Annotated in this window: 25 protein-coding genes; 14 read left to right on the top strand and 11 right to left on the bottom strand. The window is 72.7% G+C overall.

The genetic code is table 11. The features are described from left to right. Positions 1-3 precede the first annotated feature (3 nt). From uvrC to LXM90_RS06120, 4 genes are all read left to right on the top strand, one after another. Positions 4-2,070: an excinuclease ABC subunit UvrC gene (gene uvrC, locus LXM90_RS06135; RefSeq protein WP_103984928.1), complete on the top strand. Its 2,067-nt coding sequence runs from the start codon at positions 4-6 to the stop codon at positions 2,068-2,070. A 73-nt stretch (positions 2,071-2,143) separates the two neighbouring features. Then, positions 2,144-2,743 (top strand): CDP-diacylglycerol--glycerol-3-phosphate 3-phosphatidyltransferase, encoded by a 600-nt coding sequence (gene pgsA, locus LXM90_RS06130; RefSeq protein ID WP_020090647.1) that lies wholly within the window; start codon positions 2,144-2,146, stop codon positions 2,741-2,743. A gap of 54 nt (positions 2,744-2,797) precedes the next feature. Beyond that, the gene (moaD, locus tag LXM90_RS06125) at positions 2,798-3,049 is read left to right on the top strand and encodes a molybdopterin converting factor subunit 1 (RefSeq protein WP_020090648.1); all 252 of its coding nucleotides are present in this window, start codon (positions 2,798-2,800) and stop codon (positions 3,047-3,049) included. Positions 3,050-3,265: 216 nt separating this feature from the next. Continuing rightward, a complete protein-coding gene (locus LXM90_RS06120) occupies positions 3,266-3,496 on the top strand; it encodes a hypothetical protein (RefSeq protein WP_020090649.1) in 231 nt (76 codons plus the stop codon). 87 nt (positions 3,497-3,583) lie between these two features. Here LXM90_RS06120 and LXM90_RS06115 read toward each other — a convergent pair whose 3' ends face one another. Then, on the bottom strand, positions 3,584-4,360 hold the full coding sequence (locus LXM90_RS06115) for an SDR family NAD(P)-dependent oxidoreductase (protein WP_020090650.1): 777 nt from the start codon (positions 4,358-4,360) through the stop codon (positions 3,584-3,586). A gap of 150 nt (positions 4,361-4,510) precedes the next feature. On the opposite strand from LXM90_RS06115, the gene LXM90_RS06110 reads away from it, so the two are divergent. Continuing rightward, entirely contained in the window at positions 4,511-4,924 is a 414-nt protein-coding gene (locus LXM90_RS06110) for a flagellar biosynthesis repressor FlbT (protein WP_234082052.1), read from the top strand. Between the two features lie 13 nt (positions 4,925-4,937). On the opposite strand, the gene flaF is transcribed toward LXM90_RS06110, so the two are convergent. Further along, entirely contained in the window at positions 4,938-5,309 is a 372-nt protein-coding gene (flaF, locus tag LXM90_RS06105) for a flagellar biosynthesis regulator FlaF (RefSeq protein WP_020090652.1), read from the bottom strand. 168 nt (positions 5,310-5,477) lie between these two features. Here flaF and LXM90_RS06100 point away from each other — a divergent pair, with 168 nt between their 5' ends. Next, complete coding sequence (locus LXM90_RS06100) at positions 5,478-5,720, top strand: hypothetical protein (RefSeq protein WP_020090653.1); 243 nt, start codon at positions 5,478-5,480, stop codon at positions 5,718-5,720. Here LXM90_RS06100 and LXM90_RS06095 read toward each other — a convergent pair whose 3' ends face one another. From LXM90_RS06095 to LXM90_RS06085, 3 genes are all read right to left on the bottom strand, one after another. Continuing rightward, positions 5,721-5,858: a hypothetical protein gene (locus LXM90_RS06095; protein WP_020090654.1), complete on the bottom strand. Its 138-nt coding sequence runs from the start codon at positions 5,856-5,858 to the stop codon at positions 5,721-5,723. An 88-nt stretch (positions 5,859-5,946) separates the two neighbouring features. Continuing rightward, entirely contained in the window at positions 5,947-6,270 is a 324-nt protein-coding gene (locus tag LXM90_RS06090) for a hypothetical protein (RefSeq protein ID WP_020090655.1), read from the bottom strand. 129 nt (positions 6,271-6,399) lie between these two features. Continuing rightward, complete coding sequence (locus LXM90_RS06085) at positions 6,400-6,909, bottom strand: metallophosphoesterase (RefSeq protein WP_020090656.1); 510 nt, start codon at positions 6,907-6,909, stop codon at positions 6,400-6,402. Between the two features lie 208 nt (positions 6,910-7,117). Here LXM90_RS06085 and LXM90_RS06080 point away from each other — a divergent pair, with 208 nt between their 5' ends. The 6 genes from LXM90_RS06080 to LXM90_RS06055 all read left to right on the top strand — a co-directional run bounded on the left by LXM90_RS06080 (position 7,118) and on the right by LXM90_RS06055 (position 14,757). After that, positions 7,118-7,837 (top strand): cytochrome c biogenesis CcdA family protein, encoded by a 720-nt coding sequence (locus tag LXM90_RS06080; RefSeq protein WP_020090657.1) that lies wholly within the window; start codon positions 7,118-7,120, stop codon positions 7,835-7,837. A gap of 62 nt (positions 7,838-7,899) precedes the next feature. Continuing rightward, positions 7,900-8,946 (top strand): selenide, water dikinase SelD, encoded by a 1,047-nt coding sequence (gene selD / locus LXM90_RS06075; protein WP_020090658.1) that lies wholly within the window; start codon positions 7,900-7,902, stop codon positions 8,944-8,946. A gap of 86 nt (positions 8,947-9,032) precedes the next feature. Then, positions 9,033-11,009 (top strand): glycosyltransferase, encoded by a 1,977-nt coding sequence (locus LXM90_RS06070; protein ID WP_234082050.1) that lies wholly within the window; start codon positions 9,033-9,035, stop codon positions 11,007-11,009. After that, the gene (locus tag LXM90_RS06065) at positions 11,006-12,145 is read left to right on the top strand and encodes a glycosyltransferase (protein WP_103984931.1); all 1,140 of its coding nucleotides are present in this window, start codon (positions 11,006-11,008) and stop codon (positions 12,143-12,145) included. Before LXM90_RS06070 ends, LXM90_RS06065 begins: the two co-directional genes overlap by 4 nt. A 280-nt stretch (positions 12,146-12,425) precedes the next feature. Beyond that, the gene (locus LXM90_RS06060) at positions 12,426-13,901 is read left to right on the top strand and encodes a GumC family protein (RefSeq protein WP_020090661.1); all 1,476 of its coding nucleotides are present in this window, start codon (positions 12,426-12,428) and stop codon (positions 13,899-13,901) included. Further along, positions 13,894-14,757 carry a WecB/TagA/CpsF family glycosyltransferase gene (locus tag LXM90_RS06055; RefSeq protein ID WP_103984932.1) on the top strand — a complete coding sequence of 288 codons (864 nt, stop codon included), beginning with the start codon at positions 13,894-13,896 and terminating at the stop codon, positions 14,755-14,757. Before LXM90_RS06060 ends, LXM90_RS06055 begins: the two co-directional genes overlap by 8 nt. Before the next feature lie 2 nt (positions 14,758-14,759). Here LXM90_RS06055 and LXM90_RS06050 read toward each other — a convergent pair whose 3' ends face one another. The 5 genes from LXM90_RS06050 to LXM90_RS06030 form a co-directional block, all read right to left on the bottom strand. Next, complete coding sequence (locus LXM90_RS06050) at positions 14,760-15,335, bottom strand: NUDIX domain-containing protein (RefSeq protein WP_026604542.1); 576 nt, start codon at positions 15,333-15,335, stop codon at positions 14,760-14,762. A gap of 37 nt (positions 15,336-15,372) precedes the next feature. Beyond that, positions 15,373-15,642 (bottom strand): sulfurtransferase TusA family protein, encoded by a 270-nt coding sequence (locus LXM90_RS06045; RefSeq protein ID WP_020090664.1) that lies wholly within the window; start codon positions 15,640-15,642, stop codon positions 15,373-15,375. A 77-nt stretch (positions 15,643-15,719) separates the two neighbouring features. Then, a complete protein-coding gene (locus LXM90_RS06040; RefSeq protein ID WP_234082047.1) occupies positions 15,720-16,061 on the bottom strand; it encodes a hypothetical protein in 342 nt (113 codons plus the stop codon). A gap of 98 nt (positions 16,062-16,159) precedes the next feature. Next, a complete protein-coding gene (locus LXM90_RS06035) occupies positions 16,160-17,527 on the bottom strand; it encodes a glutamate--cysteine ligase (protein WP_100250666.1) in 1,368 nt (455 codons plus the stop codon). Between the two features lie 293 nt (positions 17,528-17,820). Then, a complete protein-coding gene (locus tag LXM90_RS06030) occupies positions 17,821-18,573 on the bottom strand; it encodes a 16S rRNA (uracil(1498)-N(3))-methyltransferase (RefSeq protein ID WP_234082046.1) in 753 nt (250 codons plus the stop codon). Between the two features lie 220 nt (positions 18,574-18,793). Between LXM90_RS06030 and LXM90_RS06025 the strand changes: the two genes are divergently transcribed. Both LXM90_RS06025 and ubiA read left to right on the top strand, forming a co-directional pair. Continuing rightward, positions 18,794-19,273 carry a hypothetical protein gene (locus tag LXM90_RS06025; RefSeq protein WP_020090668.1) on the top strand — a complete coding sequence of 160 codons (480 nt, stop codon included), beginning with the start codon at positions 18,794-18,796 and terminating at the stop codon, positions 19,271-19,273. Positions 19,274-19,361: 88 nt separating this feature from the next. After that, entirely contained in the window at positions 19,362-20,309 is a 948-nt protein-coding gene (gene ubiA / locus LXM90_RS06020; protein ID WP_020090669.1) for a 4-hydroxybenzoate octaprenyltransferase, read from the top strand. A gap of 15 nt (positions 20,310-20,324) precedes the next feature. On the opposite strand, the gene LXM90_RS06015 is transcribed toward ubiA, so the two are convergent. Then, positions 20,325-20,780, bottom strand: a complete 456-nt coding sequence (locus tag LXM90_RS06015) for a DUF6101 family protein (RefSeq protein ID WP_020090670.1) — start codon at positions 20,778-20,780, stop codon at positions 20,325-20,327. Positions 20,781-20,935 lie beyond the last annotated feature (155 nt).

The following is a 20,935-nucleotide window of genomic DNA, read 5'->3' as shown; positions in this document are numbered from 1 at the left end:
GGTATGAGCCGCAGAGCCCTCTCAGACCTGCCCCCCGACACCTTCGACGACGGCCGCGACGCCGAGCGGGACGAGGCCGCCGACGAGCCGGAAGCCGGCCTCCCCGAGACGGAGGCGCCGGAGATCGATTTCGACTTCGAGCCGGGCGCCGTCCAGGCCGGAACCGAGGTGATCCGCCGATTCTGGTCGACCCTGCCGTCCTCGCCCGGCGTCTACCGGATGTTCGACCATCGCGGCGACGTCCTCTACGTCGGCAAGGCCAAGAACCTGAAGGCGCGGGTCGGCTCCTACGCGCGGGGCCAGGCGCACTCGAACCGCATCGCCCGGATGATCTCGCAGACGGCGGCGATGGAGTTCGTCACCACGGCGACCGAGACCGAGGCGCTCCTCCTCGAAGCCAACCTGATCAAGCAGCTGAAGCCGCGCTTCAACGTGCTGATGCGGGACGACAAGTCGTTCCCCTACATCCTGGTCACCGACGACGGCCCCGCCCCGCAGATCGTCAAGCACCGGGGCGCCCGGCGCCGGAAGGGCAATTATTACGGCCCGTTCGCCAGCGTGTGGGCGGTGAACCGGACGGTGAACGCCCTGCAGCGCGCCTTCCTGCTGCGCACCTGCACCGACAGCTACTACGAGAACCGCACCCGGCCCTGCCTGCTCTACCAGATCAAGCGCTGCTCCGGCCCCTGCACCGGTGAGATCGCCGCGGACGACTACGCGGCCATGGCGGATTCCGCCCGGGCGTTCCTCGCCGGCAAGTCGAACGCCGTGAAGGACCGGATGCGCGCCGAGATGCAGGAGGCGTCCGAGGCGATGGAGTTCGAGCGCGCCGCCCGGTTCCGCGACCGCATCGCCGCCCTGTCGGCGATCCAGGGCGTGCAGGGGGTCAACACCCAGGGCGTCGAGGAGGCGGACGTGTTCGCCCTCGACGAGCAGGCCGGCCAGTTCTGCATCGAGGTGTTCTTCTTCCGGAACTTCCAGAACTGGGGCAACCGCGCCTATTTCCCGAAGGCCGACCGGACGATGACGCCCGACGAGGTGCTGGGCTCGTTCATCGGCCAATTCTACGACGACAAGCCCGCCCCCAGGACCGTGCTGACGAGCCACGCGATCGAGGACGCGGAGCTGGTCGCGGCGGCCCTGTCGAGCCGGGTGGAGTACCGCGTCGAGATTCACAGGCCGAGCCGCGGCGAGCGGAAGAACCTCGTCGACTACGCCCAGCGCAACGCCAAGGAGGCGCTGGCGCGGCGCCTCGCCGACACGGCCTCGCAGGGCAAGCTCCTCGCCGCCCTCGGCCAGGCCTTCGGGCTCGACGGGGCGCCCCGCCGGATCGAGGTGTACGACAACTCGCACATCATGGGCACGAACGCGGTCGGCGGCATGATCGTCGCCGGCCCGACGGGCTTCATGAAGGCGCATTACCGCACGTTCAACATCAAGTCCGAGGATCTGACCCCCGGGGACGATTACGGCATGATGCGCGAGGTGCTGCAGCGGCGCTTCAAGCGGCTCGTGAAGGAGGCGCCGCGCACGGAGCGCGAGGCGGCCGTGGCCGCCGCCGAGGGCGGCGTGCCGGAGCCGGTGCCGGCCCCGGCGGAGGAGAGCGAGGCGTTCCCGGCCTGGCCGGACCTCGTGCTGATCGACGGCGGCAAGGGCCAGCTCGACGCCGCGCGGGCGGCGCTGGAGGAGGTCGGCGTGGCGGGCGTGCCGCTCGTCGGCGTCGCCAAGGGCCGCGACCGGGATGCGGGCCGGGAGACGTTTTTCGTGCCCGGGCGGCCACCCTTCAAGCTTCCGCCGCGCGACCCGACGCTCTACTTCGTGCAGCGGCTCCGCGACGAGGCGCACCGCTTCGCCATCGGCAGCCATCGGGCCAAGCGGAAGCGTGAGATGGTGAAGAATCCGTTGGACGAGATCGCCGGCATCGGTCCGAGCCGCAAGCGCGCGCTGCTGCACCACTTCGGGACCGTGAAGGCGATCGAGCGCGCCGCCTTCGAGGATCTGGCCAAGACCCCGGGCGTGAACGCCGCCACCGCGCGGGCGGTCTACGACTTCTTTCATGCCGGCGCCTGAGAACCCGGCCGCGATGGCCGAGGCGGAGTCTGGGGCGTTGACGCCCGGGGCCCACTCTGATTTCACCCCTCCGATGAACGCCGTCCTTCCCCGACGACGGTCGCCGGCCTGGACGCTCGCGAATTGCCTGACCTACGGGCGCCTCGTTGCCGTGCCGGTGATGGTCGCGCTGCTGTTCTGGCCCGAATCCCACACGGCGCGGTGGACGGCGCTGGGGGTGTTCGTCGCGGCCGCGATCACCGACTACCTCGACGGGTACGTCGCCCGCACCTACCACCAGAGTTCGGCGCTCGGCCGGATGCTCGATCCGATCGCCGACAAGCTGCTGGTCTCGGCGTGCCTGCTGATGCTGGCGGCGGACCACACCATCGTCGGCTCGAATATCTGGGCGGCCATCGTGATCCTGTGCCGCGAGGTGCTGGTCTCCGGCCTGCGCGAGTATCTGGCGGAGCTGAAGGTCGGCGTGCCGGTCAGCCGGATCGCGAAGTGGAAGACCACCGTGCAGCTCCTGGCCCTCGGCTTCCTGGTGGCCGGTCCGGCGGGCGAGACGGTGCTCCCGGGAACCGAGCCGATCGGCCTGACGCTCCTGTGGCTCGCCGCCGCGCTCACGCTCTGGACCGGGTGGGACTACATGCGGGCCGGGATCAAGCACGTCATCGACGATCCGCGCTGAGGGATCCGTCTCCGGGACGCGCGGTCCCTGCCCTGTCTCCGGTACGGTGATGCGATGAAGCTCGTCTATTTCGCCTGGGTCCGCGAGCGGATCGGCCGCTCCGAGGAGGAGCTGGCGCCGCCGCCGGAGGTGGCCACCGTCGCCGATCTCGTCGGTTGGCTCCGGGGCCGGGGCGAGGAATACGCCTACGCCTTCGAGGATGCCGGCGTCGTCCGCGCCGCGATCGACCGGGCCCACGCCAAGCCGGACGCGCCGATCGCGGGGGCCCGCGAGATCGCCTTCTTCCCGCCGATGACCGGCGGCTGAGACCCGGCCGCGCCGCGCACGTAGTTCGCCGGGGTTGCAACGGGTCGGCTTCCGCGGTCATTGGCGCCGTCGCTCCGGCTGCACCTCATGCCGAACGGCGCGCGGGCCGAGCCAAGTTCTCTACTGGTTCGGCCCGCCTCAGGACGCGACACGCCGCGGAACGCCCAAGCTGGCATTGCCGTTATCCGCTACCGAAATCGGTATTGGAGTTTCAGCATGCGCATGACCTTGCTCGCGACCGCCGCCCTGTTGAGCCTCGGCGCCGCCGCGCAAGCCCAGACCACGGTGATCGAGCGCGACCGCCCGGCCGTCGTCGTCGACCGCCCGGCCTCCGAGTCGAAGTCCGTGACCGTCCACGACCACGGCGACGGCTGCGTCACCAAGACGGTGCGCAAGGAGAACGACATGGGCGACTCGAAGACCGTCAAGAAGGAGACCTGCGACTGAGGCAGGAAAGCGGGCCGGGCCGGAGCGCCGTCGACGCCTCCGCCCGGCCGATCTTTTGCCCGGCCGCTTGGTTGCCCGGCGCCGGTCCTAGCGCCAGCCCGCGTCGATGAAGTACGCGTGGGCCGTACACATCCGGGCATCGTCCGAGGCCAGGAACAGGACCAGCGCGGCGACGTCGGCCGGCTGGATCCGACCGTTCAGGCACTGCGCGGCGACGATCTCCGCCTCGCCCTCCGGCGAGTACCATCGCTCCTGGCGGGGCGTCTGAACGTTGCCCGGCACGATCGCCGCCACCCGGATGTTGTCGCGGCCGAGGTCGCGGGCGAGCGCCCGGGTCATGCCCTCGATCGCCGCCTTGGCGGTCTGGTAGAGCGGCATCTCCGTCAGCCCGAGATGCCAGCTGATCGATCCGAAATTGAGGATCACGCCACCGCCGGCGCGGCGCATGGGTGGGACCGCCGCCTGGGCCGCGAAGAACAGGTGGCGCAGATTCACCGCCATCCGGTCGTCCCAGTAGGCGGGCGTCACGTCCGCGAGAGCGTGGCGGTCGTCGTTGCCGGCATTGTTGATCAGGATGTCGAGCCCGCCGAGGGCCGTGTCGGCCTCGGCCACCAGCGCGCGGACCGCCTCGATATCGGTCAGGTCGCAGCGCCGGTAGAGCGGGGCGTGCGCGGCGCCGGGCGCGAGGCGCGCCACCACGGCGCGGGCCGCGTCGTCGGCGATATCGAAGAACAGGACGCGGGCGCCCTGCCCGACGAAGGCCTCCACCAGCCCCTCGCCGATGCCCGAGGCACCGCCGGTCACGAGGACGCGCTTGCCGGCGAGGCTGGGATACCGCGCGCGCTGATCGCCCTTCGCCGTCATCGATCCTCCTCGACGTGGCTCGCCCGGCCGGAATTTGTCTGAGTTTACCATCATGGCAACCCGCGGCAACGGCGGCGCCGCCGTCCGACATTCGCGAAACGTTAACGGTTCGCGAATGAGATCGCCGGGTCTTCTAGAAAGGAACACCCGATGCCCCTGCGCCTGGAACTCAAGCCGTTCGAGCGGTTGATCATCAACGGCGCGCTGCTCCGCAACGGCGACCGTCGCTCGACCTTCCTGATCGAGACGCAGTGCAAGTTCCTGCGCGAGAGCGAGATCATCACGGAGAGCGAGGCCGACACGGCCTGCAAGCGTCTCCACCTGACCCTGACGGTCATCTACCTCGCCGACGACCCGACGCAGGGCATCGACCTGTTCTTCCGGCAGGCCACGGATTTGCTGGGACTCGCGCCGGCCGCCGCCGGGCAGATCGCCGCGATCGCCGAGGCGGTGGAGGCCGGCGAGTATTACCGGTCGCTCAAGCTGAGCCGCAAGCTCGTCGAGTGGGAGGCGGCCGGCGCCGAATCGCCGGCCGAGGTGCCGGACGCCGCGGCGGCTCGCTGACCGGCACGCGGCCTCAGCCGGGATTGCCCTGCAGGCCGGCGGCGATGTGATTGTTGATCGACACGAGCGTGGCGATCTTCTCCGGCGTGGGAGCGATCATCGTGTCGATGCAGCTCTGGAGCACGAACACGCCCAGGCGTCCGACGCCCTGCTTCACGTCGGCGGGGAGCGGGTTCTCCGCGGACGTCGCCTCGGAGGTCAGCAGCGTCCAGACCCGCTGGTTGAACGACAGGGCCTCGTTGATGCGCCCGGCGTCGCCGCTGGCGAGCCCCTGGCTGGCGCCGATCAGCTTCTGCGCCGCCTTGAGCAGCACGGCGGATTCGGCTTCGCGGGGCGACAGCGCGCTGTGGGAGGTCTTGGCGTAGGCGTTGGCGGCGTAGTTCATCGGCGGTCCAGCCCCGTCGTCGGGCCTGCTACTGAGGCAAGCTAGCGCGTAGCTGTCGCAGATCAGGAGTTAAAAGCGCGTGAGCGCCGCATCCGCCATGATGCCGCCGGGTTGGTTATCGACGACGCTGTGCGGCCGAAAGGAACCGGCCCTCGGACCCCAACCCCGATGTTGAATTTCGTTCTCGGAACTGTTGCCGGCGGCCTGATCGCCTGCGTGCTGACCATCGCGGCGGCACGGCAACCCGAAGTGCAGTCCCGACTGGGCCTCGTGCCGGTGGCGCCGGCGACCCTGGCGGCGGTCACGAAACCGGCCGAGCCCGATTGCGGACGGAGGACGGAGCCGACCCCGAAGATCGGCTCCCAGGAGATGCTGTTCAACCGCCAGAGATTCTGGTCGGTCGCACCGTAATCAGAACGTGCCGATCAGCATGAGCAGCATCGTCGTGGCGACGGTGGTGCTGACGAAACCGCACAGGGCGGCCGCGAAGGACGGACCGGTGCGGGTGACGGTGGGCTCGATGTCGTTCGAGAGCGTGGCGGGGGTCATCGGCGCAGAACCTTCTCGGCGACCAGCGTCGCGCGTATCGGGGTGATGCTTCAGGAACGGGACGGCCGAGGTGCGATCGCGCACCCGGTCAGTCGCAGCGGTTGATTTTCTTGGCGATCCGCAGACCCCGCAGCTCGCTGCGGAGGTCGATGGCCACGACGCCCTCTCCGCATCGCTCGAACGCGTCGCGGGCATCGTCGTAGCGGTCGCCCACCTCGTCGAGCGTGTCGCAGACGCGGTCATGGTTGCCCAGGCGGGCTTCCTGACGCGCCTGGAAGCGCAGGGCGTTCGCCTCGTCGACCTTGCGCTGGGCTTCGATGCAGGACGGCAGGGCCGACGCGGCGGAAGTCAGGGCGAGGCCTGCCAGGAGGCTGGCGAGGCAGCGGGTCAGAGTGACCAACTTGGCACTCACGGGAACACTCACACACGGTTTGTGATGGCAGATCCGCGGGCGGTCCTGCCGGGCTTCTCGGAGCGGCTCAGGTCCACTCCTTCTCTGTCCGCTGAAACAGTGAAGCTGACGTGAAAGTTCCGCCCCGAATCACCGCTTCCGGCGCAGTCGGGAGGTCAGGATTGCGGAGAGTGGCACGGGGGCCGCACCCATCGGATCGACGCCGACATCGTACTGCTTCGGCATCGGCTTGAGCTTGCCGTGGCTGTGGCCGTGGAGGTTCAGCGCGCCCCGGCTCATGCCGTTCCAGGTACGGAACGCGTAGTGGCAGAGCACCACCATCCGCCCCTCGACGGCGAGTTCCGCGTAGTGCCGGACCGACGCCCAGCCGGGCGCCGTCAGCGTGTCCGGCCCGTCGTTGTTTCCGACGATCAGGTGCTTCTCGCCGTTCAGTCCGGCGAGGATCGCGCGGATCCGGTCACCGCTCGGCCCGAGGGCGAAATCGCCGAGGTGCCAGACCGTGTCGCCGGGCGCGACCGTCGCGTTCCAGGCCGCGATCAGGCCGGCATCGTGGGCCTCGAGATCCGGGTAGGGCCGGTGATCGAAGCGCAGCGCGCGCGGGTCGCCGAAATGCGTGTCGCCCGTGAAGAAGATGGTCACCGGTCCGCTCCGCCTCGCCTCAGCGCCTTCCTGTGCGCCTTCCTCGGCGCCTTCCTCGGCGCCTCGCCCGGCAACGCCGCCGGACTGCCGCCGAAAGCGGCGCGCGGCCGCGTTGTTCCCGCCGGCCCGCGTCCGCCTGGCGCGTTGACGGCCCGCGCGCCAGGGTCGAAGCCTCGTCGGGCGAGGCGCCAGCGGGAGGGCACGGGGCATGCTGGGAACGGTGGGGTTCGCGTTCCTGGCCGGCCTGCTCTCGGTGCTCTCGCCCTGCGTGCTGCCACTGATCCCCATCGTGCTCGGCACGGCGGCGGCCGAGCATCGCCTGGGTCCGGCGGCTCTGGCGGCCGGCCTCGCCATCGCCTTCACGGCCATCGGGCTGTTCGTCGCGACGATCGGCTTCACCGTCGGGCTCGACGGCGACGTGTTCCGGCGCGCCGGCGCGGTGCTCCTGGTGCTCCTGGGCGTCGTGCTGATGCTGCCGCGGCTCCAGGCCCGGGTCGCGACGGCGGCCGGCCCGGTCGGCGCCTGGGCGGAGGACCACTTCGGCGGCGTCGGCTCCGGGGGATTGCCCGGCCAGTTCGCCGTGGGCCTGCTGCTCGGCGCGGCCTGGAGCCCCTGCGTGGGACCGACCCTGGGGGCGGCCTCGCTCATGGCGGCGCGGGGCGAGCATCTCGGGGGCGTCGCCTTGACCATGCTGGCCTTCGGGATCGGCGCCGCGGCCCCGCTGATGCTCCTGGGCCTCGTCTCCCGCGAGGCGCTGCTGCGCTGGCGCGGCGGCCTCGCTGCGGCCGGCCGGGCCGCGAAGGCCGCGCTCGGCGCCGTGATGGTCGTGCTCGGGCTGCTGGTGCTGACGGGCCTCGACAAGCGGGTCGAGGCCGCGGCCGTCGCGGCCTCGCCGGACTGGCTCAACGCGGTGACGACGCGCTACTGACTCCGCGAAGACCCGGCGAAGACCCCGCGAAGACCCCAGGTTATCCGGAACGGAGTTCGGCCATGAGCGATGCCCCCCGCCTGACCAGTCTCGCCCACGGCGGCGGCTGCGGCTGCAAGCTCGATCCGGCCACCCTGCGCCAGCTCCTCGCCCAGCAGCCGGCGGCGGGCCCGTTCGAGCGGCTCCTCGTCGGCAACGAGACCGCGGACGACGCGGCGGTGTGGGAACTGGAGGACGGCACCTGCCTCATCGCCACCACGGACTTCTTCACCCCGATGGTGGACGACCCCGTCGATTTCGGCCGGATCGCCGCGACGAACGCCATCTCGGACGTCTACGCCATGGGCGGCCGGCCGCTGTTCGCGCTGGCGATCCTCGGGATGCCGCTCGGCAAGATCGACCCCGAGGTGGTCGCGCGGATCCTGCGCGGCGGCGCGGAGCAATGCGCTGCGGCCGGCATCCCGGTGGCGGGCGGCCACTCGATCGACGCACCGGAGCCGATCTACGGTCTGGCGGTGATCGGGACCTGCCGCCGCGAGGCGGTGCGGCGCAACGCCGACGCGGTGGCCGGGGACGCCGTCCTGCTCACCAAGGCCCTCGGGGTCGGGGTCTACTCGGCGGCGATCAAGCGGGCGACCCTCGACGAGGCCGGCTACCGCGACTTCATCGCGACCACGACGCTGCTCAACCGGATCGGGACCGATCTCGCCGCCGAGCCCGCCGTGCACGCCCTGACCGACGTGACCGGATTCGGCATCCTGGGGCACGGCCTGGAGATCGCCCGCGGCGCCGGCCTCACGCTCACCCTCGAGGCCGACGCCCTTCCCCTGCTGCCGCAGGCGGAGGCGCTGGCGCGCGCGGGCGCGGTCACCGGCGCCTCGCACCGCAACTGGGCGGCGTTCGGCGAGGCCGTGGACCTGCCGGCCGACTTCCCCGAGTGGCGCCGCCATCTCCTGACCGATCCGCAGACCTCGGGCGGGCTGCTGGTGACCTGCTCGGCCGACCGGGCCGACGCGATCCTGGCGCGCATCCGGGCGGCCGGCTACCCGGCGGCGGCCCGGATCGGCCGGATCGAGGCCGGCCCGGCGCGGATCCGCGTGGCGGCCTGACGGGCCGCCCGCCCCGAGAGGCAATCTTCAACCTTCCCGTCCACTCTGCCGCCCCGCACGAGACCCGAGCCGCCGCCAGAGCCGCCGTGACCGACGCCGCAGACATGTCACCGCCCGCCCACGGCGTCGCCGGCTGGCCGTTCGGGCGCAGCGCCGGCGCGCCGGCCCGTCCCGCGTCGCTCCCCGACGGGCGTCCGTGGCCGCGGATCCGCGTCGTCACGGTGGCCGGCGCGGGTGCCGCGCTCGCCGAGACCGTCGCGTCGGTCCTGCGCCAGGGCTACCCGGAACTGCGGCACGACCTGCTCGACCCGGCGGCCGGCCGCGCCGCGGCGGCGCGCATCCTGTCGGTTCCCGATCCGGAGCACCTGTTCTGGCTCCGCGCCGGCGACCTGCTCGCGCCCGGTGCGCTGACCGCCCTGGCGCTGGAGGCCGCGCTCACCGGCGCCGACGCGGTGGCGGGGCTGCGCGTCCTGTTCGACGACGCCGTCCGCGGCCTCGACGGCCCCGGGGCCGCGGACGGCGGGATCCTCTGGCGGCGGGACGCCCTCGCGCACGCGATCCTCGACGCCGACGGGACGCTCGACGCCGCCTCCGCCTGGTCGGCGATCCCCGCCGATCGGCGGAGCCTGATCGGCCGCCCGATCCTGCTCCACAGGCTCGACGCGCCGCCGCCCCCGCCCGCCGCCGGCCTGTCGATCGTGTCGCTGACCGGGACCGGAACCCGCGGGGGCGCGGGCGTGGCCCAGCGCCGCCTCGCCGAGGCGCTGACGCTCGCGGGCCACCGGGTCGCGGAGGTGACGCTGAGCGGACGCCCGGAGGCCGCCGAGTGGCGCGACGACTTCCCGCAGGCGGAGGCCGCGGTCGCGGCGGCCGCCCCCGATCTCGTCCTCGCCGGCAACCTGCACGGCGCCACCCGCAGCCTCGACGTCGTCGGCCGCCTGGCGCGGCGCGGTCCGGTCGGCCTCGTGCTGCACGACCTCTTCCCCCTGACGGGCCGGTGCGCCCACCCCCGCGACTGCGGGCGCGCCGCCTCCGGCTGCGACGCCGCCTGCCCCGGCCCGGACGAGTACCCGGAGCTGGCGCCCGGCCGGATCGCCGGGATGCACGAGCGCAAGCGCGCGGTGCTCGCCGGCGCCGCGCCCGGATCCCCGACGCGACCCTCCGCGCCCTGGCTGCTGGCCAATTCCGACTGGACGCTGGCGCGGGCGCGCGAACTCGCCCCGCCCGGCAGCGTGATCGAGCCCGTGCGGCTGGCCTTCCCGACCGCCGTGTTCCGGCCCGGCGATCGCGCGGCGCTGCGCGGCACGCTCGGCCTGCCGGCCGACGACGTCCTGATCCTCGTCTCCTCGGTCATCGTCGACGGGCCCGACAAGGGCTTCGCCGATCTCCGGGCCGCGCTCCAGGCCGTGGCGGGCCCGGGCGTCGGCGTGGTGGCGGTCGGCCGGCTCGACGACCCGGCCCGGCTCGGCGTCGCGAACCTGTACGCGCCCGGCCTCATCGCCGACGAGGCGCTCCTGGCCGCGTGGTACGGGGCCTGCGACCTCCACGTCACCGCCAGCCGTCACGAGACCCTCGGGCAGACGCCGATCGAGGCCGGCCTGTGCGGGGTGCCGACGCTCGCCTACCGCACCTCCGGCCTGACCTCGGCCGTGATCGACGGCGTGTCGGGCCGCCTCGTACCGGTGCGGCCGGGCGCCCTCGCCGAGGCGCTGGCGGCGCTGGTCGGCGACAGCGAGGCGCGCGCGCGGCTCGGCGCCTTCGCGCGCATCGCCCTGGAGAGCCGCTACAGCCCGGCCGCCTCCGCGCTGTCGCTGGACGCGGTCTTCCGGCGTCACGGTCTGCCGAGCGCCCCGACGGGCCCGCGCTTCGCCCCCGGGATGCTCGGGCACTTCCCCTTCGCGGCGGACCTGCGGGCGGGCGCGGCCGGCACCGTCCCGGCGATCTCGCGCCCGCTCGTGCGCCGGCTGCGGCGGGCCAAGCAGATGGTCTTCGGGCGTCGGATGCCGCTCCTCGTGCGCCGGTGCCTCTACCTCGCCGGCGCGCTGCGCCGGAGCCAGACGTGACGGCCCGCGGCGACAGGGCCGGCGACAATGCGGGCGGCGCGCGGGCGGCGCCGACTCGGCGACGGATCTACCTCGATCAGACCCATCTGCGCGCCCACGTGACGGGGATCGAGCGAGTCACCCTCGACCTGTTCGCCCCGGACCGGCTCGCCCCGCACGCGGTGCGGCCGGTGACCGCGGGCTCCCTGCCCGGCATGGTCGCCGCGCAGCAGCTCGGCCTGCCGGCGCGGGCGCTGATGGATCGGGACGCCCTGTTCCTGTTCCCGGGCTTCCCGCCCGGGCCGCTCTGCGCCGTCGCGGCGTCGCGCTGCCTGCTCTACGTCCACGACACCTTCCTGCTCACGCGGACGGAGGATCTGAGCCTGCGCAGCCGGCTCTACATGAGCCCCAGCTTCGCCCTGGCCCTGCGCTGGTGCCCGAACCTGTTCGTTAACAGCCGCACCACCGGGGCGGACGTGCGCGCGCTCTGCGCCCGACGCGCCCGCGTCGCCCTGCTGCGCCCCCCCGTCCGCGACGCCTTCGGGCTCGCGCACCTGCCGGGACCGGCTGCCTACGCGCCGGGCCGGCCGCTGCGCATCCTCGCCATCGGCACCATCGAGCCGCGCAAGAACTATCCGGCGACCCTCGCGCTGACGGCGGCGCTCATCCGTGCCGGTATCCCGGCGGAGCTCCACCTCGTCGGCCGGGTCGGCTGGGGACAGCACGCCTTCCTGGACGCACCGCCGCCGTTCCTGCACCGCCACGGGTACCTCGCCGACGCCGAGCTGCGCGCCCTCGCGGGGTCGTGCCACCTGCTGGTCTCCACCTCCAAGGCGGAGGGGCTCGGCCTGCCGCTGCTGGAGGTGCAGCACGGCGGCCTTCCGGTGGTGGCGCCGGACGACCCGGTGTTCCGGGAGGTCCTGGGGGCGTCGGCCCTGCTGATCCGGCCGGAGGAGCCCGACGCGGCCGCGGGCGCCCTCGCCGGCTGGATCCGCGACGGCGCCCTGGCCCGCGCCGCCGGAATGAGTCGGGCCAACGTCGCGCGCTGGAACGCGATCGCGGCCGAGGACGGCGCGCGCTTCCGGCGCTTCCTGGCCGGCGATCCCGCGGCTTACGATGCGCTGGAGTCAATTGTCGCACACGCGGGCACCGCCTGAGGCGGCCTGCGTAGTCCCCAACAAATCGGGAACTTTTCACGCCCGATTGTCGTGACAGTCAGGACTGCATCTGTAAGCGATATCTGCCAGCTTCCTGAAGCAAGTGCCGCATCGGGGCGACACTACTGGTCCGGTATGTTGATTGCTGGGCTCCCGAAGAAGGCAGCGCCTCGGGCGGGCACCTGTTCCAGATCGGCACGGAGCTGGTCAGAAAGGGAACGGGCGACGGGGCGGGTGACGGGCGGCGGTCTCCGCCGAGGCAGGTCAGGGAGCGAGGCGTATGTTCGACTTCTCGACGCGGATGAGCGGCGAACGGCCCGTGCGGATGGTGCTGCCGCAGGTCGCGCCGCCGACGGACGGCCGCGTGATCCTGCGGCGGCTGTGGCGCGGCAGCGGCTTCATCGTGCTGGGCGGCCTGTTCATGGTCGCCGTCGCGGTGGCGCTCCTCGGCCTGATCCCGCCCCGCTACACGTCGAGCATCCAGATCCTAGTGGATCCGAGCGACCTGCGCGTCGTCGAGAACGACGTGAACGCGCGCCAGCCCCAGGCCGACAGCGGCGTGTCGATCGCCGAGAGCCAGGTGCGGGTGATCCAGTCCGACAGCGTCCTGCGCCGGGTGATCGCCAAGCTCCACCTCGACCAGGACGACGAGTTCGTGCTGCCGGACGGCAACAACCCGACCCTCACCTGGATCAAGGGCGCGCTGGGCATGCTGCCCCCGCCGGCGAGCCGCGACCCGGTCTTCACGGCCCTCGACACGCTGCAGAACCGGCTCACAGTCCGGCGGGCCGAGCGGACCTTCGTGATCGACGTCTCCGTTCAGTCGCGCGATCCCGAGAAGGCCGCCCGCATCGCCAACGCCGTCGGCGACGCCTACTTCGCCGAGGAGGCCGCGGCCCGGACCGAGACCGCACGGCGCGCCTCCGACGCCCTGGCGGGGCGGCTCAACAGCCTCAAGCGCGACGTCGAGCAGGCCGAGAGCGCCGTGGTGCGCTACCGCGAGGATCACAAGCTCGTGGCCGCCAGCGGCCGCCTGCTCACCGACCAGCAGCTCGGCGACCTGAACCAGCAGCTCGTCACCGCCTCCATCAAGACCGCGGAGGCCAAGTCGCGCCTCGATCAGGCGCGCCGGATGCGCTCGTCGGATCCCAGCACCGCCCTTCCCGAAATGCTGCAGAGTCTGGAGATGCAGGCCCTGCGGCAGCAATACGCCACGCTGTCCCGCAACACCGCGGAGCTCGCCACCCGCCTCGGCGAGCGCCACCCGGCCATGGCCGAGCAGTACGCCCAGCAGCGCGACCTGCAGCGCCTGATCCAGCGCGAGAAGGAGCGGATCATCGAGACGACCCAGAAGGATTACGACCGCGCCGCCGCGAGCGAGGCCGCGATCCGGGCCAATCTCGACCGGGTGAAGAACGAGACCGCGTCCAGCGACCGGGCCTATGTCGGCCTGCGCGAGCTGGAGCGGACCCTCGACGCCCGCCGCGGCATCTACGAGGCCTATCTGAAGCGCGCCCGCGAGGCGAGCGAGCAGGAGCGGCTCAACACCACCAACGTCCGGATCATCTCGGCCGCGGTCCCGGCGCGCCAGCGGACCTTCCCGCCCTCCCCCAAGATCGTCCTGCCGGTGGCGCTCGTCCTCGGCCTGCTGCTCGGCGGCGGCATCGCCCTGCTGCTCGGCGCCGACAGCGACCGTCGCCGCAGCCTGCGCGCCGCCACCCGGCCGGCCGCGAGCTTCCGGGCCGCCGATGCGTGACATCGGCGAGATCAGCCTCTACCTGGGCGCTATGGATCCGGTCCTCGGGGAGGCACACACGGTGAGCGCCCCGGCCCCCGCGGCGTCCGGATCGCCGCAGACGGGCGCGACCGTCGAACTCTTCGGCTACCGGTTTCACACCGGTCCCGCCGCGACCCTCGTGGCCGACGTCGCGGCCCGGCGTGACGGCCGCCCGCGCATGATCGTGACGGCGAACGTCGATCACATCGTCCAGCTCAGCGAGAACGCGCCGTTCCGCGAGGCCTACGCGCGCGCCGCGGCCCGGACCCTCGACGGGATGCCGCTGGTCTGGCTGGCCCGGAAGGCGTGCGGCCAGCCCGTTCACCGGATCACCGGCCACGACCTCCTGGGCTGCGTCCTGGCCGACCCGCCGGCCTTCGCGCGGCGGGTCTTCTTCGTCTCCGCCCGACAGGACGCGGCGGACGCGCTGGCGACCCGGCTGCAGGCAGCGGGCCTTCCGCCCGGCGCCGTGACGAGCGCCGTGCCACCCTTCGGCTTCGAGCACGACGCGGCCTACAGCCGCGCCCTGGCGGAGCGGATCCGCGCCCACGGGACGACGCTGCTGGTGATGGGCGTCGGCGCGCCCAAATCCGAGATCTGGGTGGATCGCCACGGCCAGACGCTCGGCGAGCCGGTGGTCTTCTGCGTCGGCGACGCCCTCAACGTCGCCGCCGGGTTCCTGCCGCGCGCCCCGCGGCTGATGCAGCGCCTCGGCCTCGAGTGGATCTACCGGTTCCTGCAGGCGCCGCGCCGGCTGTTCCGGCGCTACTTCATCAAGTCGTGGCGCTTCATCGGCCTCGCCGCGCGCGACCAGTTCCGGCGGCGCGCCGGCTGACCTCAGCGCCGCTCCGCGAACAGGTCCGGCCGCCGCAATTGGAGCGCGAAGAGCAGCGTCAGCGACTTCATGTCGGTGATCGCGCCGCGGCGGCCCATGGCGGCCAGCTCCGGCAGCGGGATCTCGTGGACCGCCACGGCCTCGCCCTCGGCGGCGAGACCGCCGCCGGTGCCGGTCCGGTCGGCCTCGCCGTAGGCGGCGAGGAACAGGTCCATCCGCTCCGTGGAGATCCCCGGCATCGACCAGGCGCTGGCGACGAAGTCGAGGGCGCTGAGGCGCAGGCCCGTCTCCTCCATCGCCTCGCGCCGCGCCTCGTCCTCGGAGGCGCCCTCGTCGAGGAGGCCGGCCGGCACCTCGATGTGGCTCGGCGGCCCGCCCGAGTAGAGGACCGGCGCCCGGAACTGCGAGACGAGCGTGGCGACCCGCCGCTCCGGATCGTAGGGGAGCACCGCGACCGCCCGGCCGTGATCCTCCATCTCCCGGGTGATGCGGCTCCCGTCCTCCTGCATCACCTCGGCGACGAGGTAGCGCGCCCAGCCGTCATGTACGAGGCGCACGCCCCCGATCCGTGGTGCCATTCCGATCTCGCCCTGCTCCTGGAGCCCGACGGATCGTTCAGGAATGCGGCGGCCTTGCGGACACGGTGATGCGGAAGCGCAAACGCCCCGCGGGCGGCCCCTCCAGGCGCTCGGCGGCGTCGAGGCGGGCGCCCTCCTCGCGCACGAGGTTCGGGATGTCGAGGGCGGCCAGGGGGTCGGTGCAGGTCACCACCAGCGTCCGGCCGGCGGCGAGGCCGCGCAGCGCCTTGCGGGTGCGCAGGACCGGGAGCGGACATTTCAGGCCGCTCAGGTCGAGGTCGACGCAGTCCGGATCCTCGTCCCGCACGCCGGAAGCTCCCGAACCGGCGCGGATGCCGGCCCGGCGGTCTTAGGCACCGCGGCGGCCCGGCGCCAGCGGCGTCCTCACCACACGTGATAGCCGAAGGCGGGTCCGGAATAGCTGTCCGGCGCGGTCCAGACATAGCGGGGACCGTTGTAGCCGTACTCGAAGCCGCGGCTCGGGACCGGCGCGTAGGCGTAACCGTAGCCGAACGGCGCGGGATAGCCGTACTCGCCGTAATAGCTGTACTGCGGCCGCCCCCGCGCGGCCACGGTGCCGGCGATCCGGCCGCCGGCCCCGTAATGCCAGCGCCCCGGGGCCGGCCCAGCGCCCTCGAACCGCGCCAGGTCGGCCGCCCGCGCCGTGCTCACGGCCGCCGGCATGGAAGTCATCCCGGCGAGGATGACGGCAATGATGCGGGTCATGATTCGGCATCTCCCCGAGCGTGGCGCCCTGTCGGAACGTTCTATTAGCACGTTCCAACGGCGATTCGCTCGGGCTGCGAGAGCCGCTCAGGAGGGTCTTAGAAGACGCATTCCGTGAAGGCCGGACGCACGCAGGCGCCCCAGCGACCCTCGTAGTCGGCGAGGAGATCCTCGGCCCGCGTCCGCCCGGCCGCGACGACGGCCTCGAGCGGCTGCAGGTAGATCACCTCGTCCCGGCCCTCGGCGTCGCGGCGGCCCCGCGCCCGGAGGCCCGCGCGGGCGATCGCCAGGGCCTCGGCGGCGACGGCCCCGAGCGTGGTATTGGCCACCGGCGTCGCGAGCCCCAGGCGCGGCGCCGTGGCGCGCGCGGCCTCGCGGTTGGCGAGGCTCCACCCCTTCACGAGGTCGAGGGCCGCGTCGAGGGCCAAGTCGTCGTAGAGGAGACCGGTCCAGAAGGCGGCCTGGGCGGCGATCATGCCGGGGCCGCCGACATCGGCGCCGCGCATCTCCAGGAAGCGCTTGAGCCGCACCTCGGGGAAGGCCGTCGAGGCGTGGTTGGCCCAGTCCGAGACCGTGGCGAACTCGCCCGGCAGCTGCGGGAGCTTGCCGGCCATCAGGTCGCGGAACGAGGCGCCCGACACGTCGTGGTAGGTGTCGCCTCGCTTGACGAAGTACATCGGCATGTCGAGCAGCCAGTCGACGTAGGCCTCGTAGCCGAACCCCGCGTCGAAGGCGAAGGGCAGCATCCCGGTCCGGTGGGCGTCCGTGTCGCGCCAGATCTCGGACCGGCGCGACAGGAAGCCGTTCGGCCGGCCGTCGGTGAAGGGCGAGTTGGCGAAGAGCGCGGTCGCGACCGGCTGCAGCGCCAGGGACGCGCGCATCTTGCGCACCATGTCGGCCTCGGAGGCGAAGTCGAGGTTCACCTGCACGGTGGCGGTGCGCAGCATCATGTCGAGACCGAGGGACCCGACCTTCGGCATGTAGCCGGCCATGATCCGGTAGCGGCTCTTGGGCATGACCGGGGTCTCGTCCCGGCGCCATTTCGGGCTCATGCCCAGCGTCAGGAAGCCGATGCCCAGGGGATCGGCCACCCGCTTCGCCGCGGCGAGGTGCGTGGCGAGTTCCGCCGCCGTGGCGTGCACGTCGGGGAGCGCCGCGCCCGACAGCTCGAACTGGCCGCCGGGCTCGATCGAGATCGCGCCGCCCGCCTCCGCCGACAGGCCGATGATGTTGCCGAGATCGAGGATCGGCTCCCAGCCGGTCTCGCGGGCGAGTCCCTCCAGGAGCGCCCGGATGCCGCGGTCCCCCTCGTAGGGGACCGGCGCCCGGGTCTCCCGATAGAACGGGATCTTCTCGTGCTCGGTGCCGATCGCGAAGCGCGCGCGCGGCTTCTCGCCCGCCGCGAACCATTCGATCAGTTCGGCGCGCGTGGTGAGCGGCGTGGTGTCGTTGCTGTCGCGCGCCATGCGCTGCCTGCCCGTGCGTCTGACGTGTGCCTGGGAACGGGCGCGCCGGACTGCTCCGGCGGATCCACCCGGTACAAACCCGCTCTCGCGAGCGGGATCCGGGCGGACACCCGCCCCCGACCCCGATGAGCACGCGGCGCAGGCGGCGTCCGATCCGGGACATAATCGAGCCGCCGTGAACCCACAACGCGGCGGTCTCGACCGGCGCGCCGCTTCACGTCTGATCCGGGGAAACAATCGACCGGCGCGGTCCTTCCATGTGCGCGGGCACACATGGATCGGGGCGGCGCGCGTCAGCGCGCGTCGCCGAGCACCGCCTGCACCAGCGTCAGCACGGCGACGGCGGCGGTGTCGGCCCGCAGGATGCGCGGCCCCAGGGAGAGCGCCACGGTGTTCGGCCGCGCCCGGATCAGCGCCCGCTCCTCCTCGGAGAAGCCGCCTTCGGGACCGACCAGCACGGCGAGCGGAGGGGGCGCCAGCGGGTCGCCGGCCGCCCGCAGGGCCGCCACCGGGTCGCGCACGGGCGCGTCCTCGTCGCAGAACACGAGGAGCCGCCCGGGCGCGAGGCCCGCGAGTGCGGCCGGCAGGCGCTCGGGCTCCGGACAATCGGGAATCGCCAGGATCCCGCACTGCTCGGCGGCCTCGACCGCGTTGGCCCGCAGCCGGTCTATGTTCACGCGATCGCCCTGCGTGAACCGGGTGATGACCGGTCGGATCGTCCCGGCCCCCATCTCCACCGCCTTCTGCGCGAGATAGTCGAGGCGCGCGCTCTTCAGCGGGGCGAACAGGTAGTGAAGGTCGGCGGGCGCGGGCTGCGGACGCGTCTGCGCGGCGACGTGCAGGTCGGCGCCCTTGCGCCCGGTCTGGACCAGATGGGCGCGCCACTCGCCGTGGCGGCCGTTGAAGACCAGGACCGGATCGTCCGGCCCCCGGCGCAGCACGTTGAGCAGGTAGTTTGCCTGAGCCCGGTCGAGGGGCAGAATCACCCCCGCCGCGAGATCGGCCGCGACGTGGAGGCGCGGAGCGGTGAAGTCATAGGCCGGCATGGCGGCGTGGTCGCGCGGGCCGGCGGGCCTGTCAACGCGGGGACCGCGACCGAAAGTGTTGCCGAATGGTTACGAGCCCCGGTTTTCGGCAGCCAGTCCACCGGTGCATGGCGCAGCCGGTTTGCCGCTCGAATGACGCCACAATCCTATGGCGAACCCAACGGAACGGAAGAGAGCCGGCCGCTCGCGGATTCGGCAGGGGCGTCGAGGGAGTCGCGGAATGGCGAAGGGGAGTCTGAAGCTGGGGGCGGCGGTGCTGGTCGGCACCGTCCTGTTCGGCACGGCGGCGTTCGCGCAGAGCGCGGCACCGGAATGCGGTGCCATCCAGAAGACCCTGGCCGAGCGCAAGGCTCTGGTCGGCCGCGCCAATGCGGCGTCGCAGTCCAAGAAGAAGATGACCCCGCAGGAGGCCTGCGCCCTGTTCGGGAAGCTCCAGTCCAACGGCGCGGAGGGCATCAAGTGGATCGCCGCCAACAAGGAATGGTGCTCGATCCCCGATTCCTTCGCCGAGGGCTTCAAGGCCGACCACGTGAAGGTCAGCGGCATCCGCACCAAGATCTGCAGCGTCGCCGCCCAGGCGACCAAGATGGAGGCGCAGGCCCGCGCCCAGGCGCAGGCCCAGGCGGGCGGCGGCGGCGGCGGGCTGCTCGGCGGCCCGGGCTTGACCGGAAGCTTCAAGCTGCCGCAGGGCGCTCTCTGAGATCGTCTGAGAGGATCGCGGATCCGGCGCGGGTCCCCCCTCGGCAGCGGCGGGGGACTCACGTGCGGGACGACCGGAGATCCGACCGATGAACGGCACGGTGTTTGACGACGGGCGGCCGGCCGACGCGGTCTCCGGGCACTGGGTCGACCGGCGGGCGCCCCGGCCCTGGCGCCCGTACCTGCGCCTGGCCCGGATCGACCGGCCGATCGGCTGGTGGCTCCTCCTCCTGCCCTGCTGGTGGTCGGCCGCCCTGGCGGCGATCGCCGCGGACCAGGCCTTTCCCGACCCCTGGCACTGCCTGCTCTTCCTGATCGGCGCCGTGGCGATGCGCGGGGCGGGCTCGACCTACAACGACATCGCCGACCGCGACCTCGACGCGCAGGTCGAGCGCACGCGCCTGCGCCCCCTGCCCTCGGGCCAGGTGCGGCCGCGCCACGCCGCCCTGTTCCTGGTGATCCAGGCCCTGATCGGGCTGGCCGTCCTGCTGCAGTTCAACGCGGAGGCGGTGATCATCGGTCTCTGCTCGCTGCTGCCGGTGGCGATCTACCCGTTCATGAAACGGGTCATGCCGCTGCCGCAGGCGATCCTGGGACTGGCCTTCGCCTGGGGGGCTCTGATGGGCTGGGCCGCGGTGTTCGCCCGCCTCGATCCGCCGGCGCTCCTGCTCTACGCGGGCGCCCTGTGCTGGGTGATCGGCTACGACACGATCTACGCGGTGCAGGATATCGAGGACGACGAGATCGCGGGGATCCGCTCCTCGGCCCGCCTGTTCGGCCGGCACGTGCGGCTCGCCGTCGGGCTCTGCTACGCGCTGGCCGCCCTGTTCGTGGTGCTGGCCGCGCGCGGGGCCGGAGCGGGGCTCGTCGGGTATCTGGGGGTCGCCGCCTTCGCCGGGCACCTCGCCTGGCAGGTCCTGTCGCTGCGCGAGCGCGACGGGCGCGGGGCTCTCACGCTGTTCCGGTCGAACCGGGATGCGGGCCTGATCCTGTTCGTCGGCCTCACCGCCGACGCGCTGCTGCGCAACTTGTTCTAAGGGCCGTCGGCGCCCTCAGGTGCGGGCGATGATCTCGTTCTCGCCGCGGAAGATCTGCGGGCGCGCGGGGAGCCGGCCGGTCTTGCGGCGGGCCAGGAAGCGCGGGCGACGGCGGCCGAGACCGGCGTGGCGGCGACGGATGCGGACCTGACCGAGAATCAGCCGGCCGATCTGCTGGGAGACCGGGACGAGGAGGCCGTCCTCCCGGACGATCATCCGCACGAGGCCCGCCCGAGCCGCGATGTCGCGCCACAACGCGACCACGTCGTCCTCCTCGAAGCTGCCGAGGCGCTGCAGCACGTCGCCTTCTTCGTCGACGAGGATCAGGCTGAACCGGTCGGCGCCCACGATCTCGGCGTCCTCGGTGGCGTAGGCGAGCGCGATCCCGACGGCCCGGCGCGCGCCGGGGGTGCGGCCGATCACCGGCAGCGGCGAAGCGACGAAGCGGGGCGCGGTGTCGGCACCGTGCATCGGGTGTCCTGCGTGGCTTTTGTCCGTGGCCGGGGAAGTGTTCATCGGTCCGAGTCCCTGGAGCAAGTGGCGACCCCTGTCGGGCCGTCCGTTATGCCAAGCAAAATCGCACCCGAACTCCTCCGCACCGCTTAAGAGCCGTCGTTAAGCGAATC

Origin of the sequence: Methylobacterium oryzae, from assembly GCF_021398735.1 — a bacterium.
Classification (GTDB): Bacteria; Pseudomonadota; Alphaproteobacteria; order Rhizobiales; family Beijerinckiaceae; genus Methylobacterium.
Note: the sequence above shows the minus strand (reverse complement) of the source record. Positions and strands in the feature narration are given on the sequence as shown.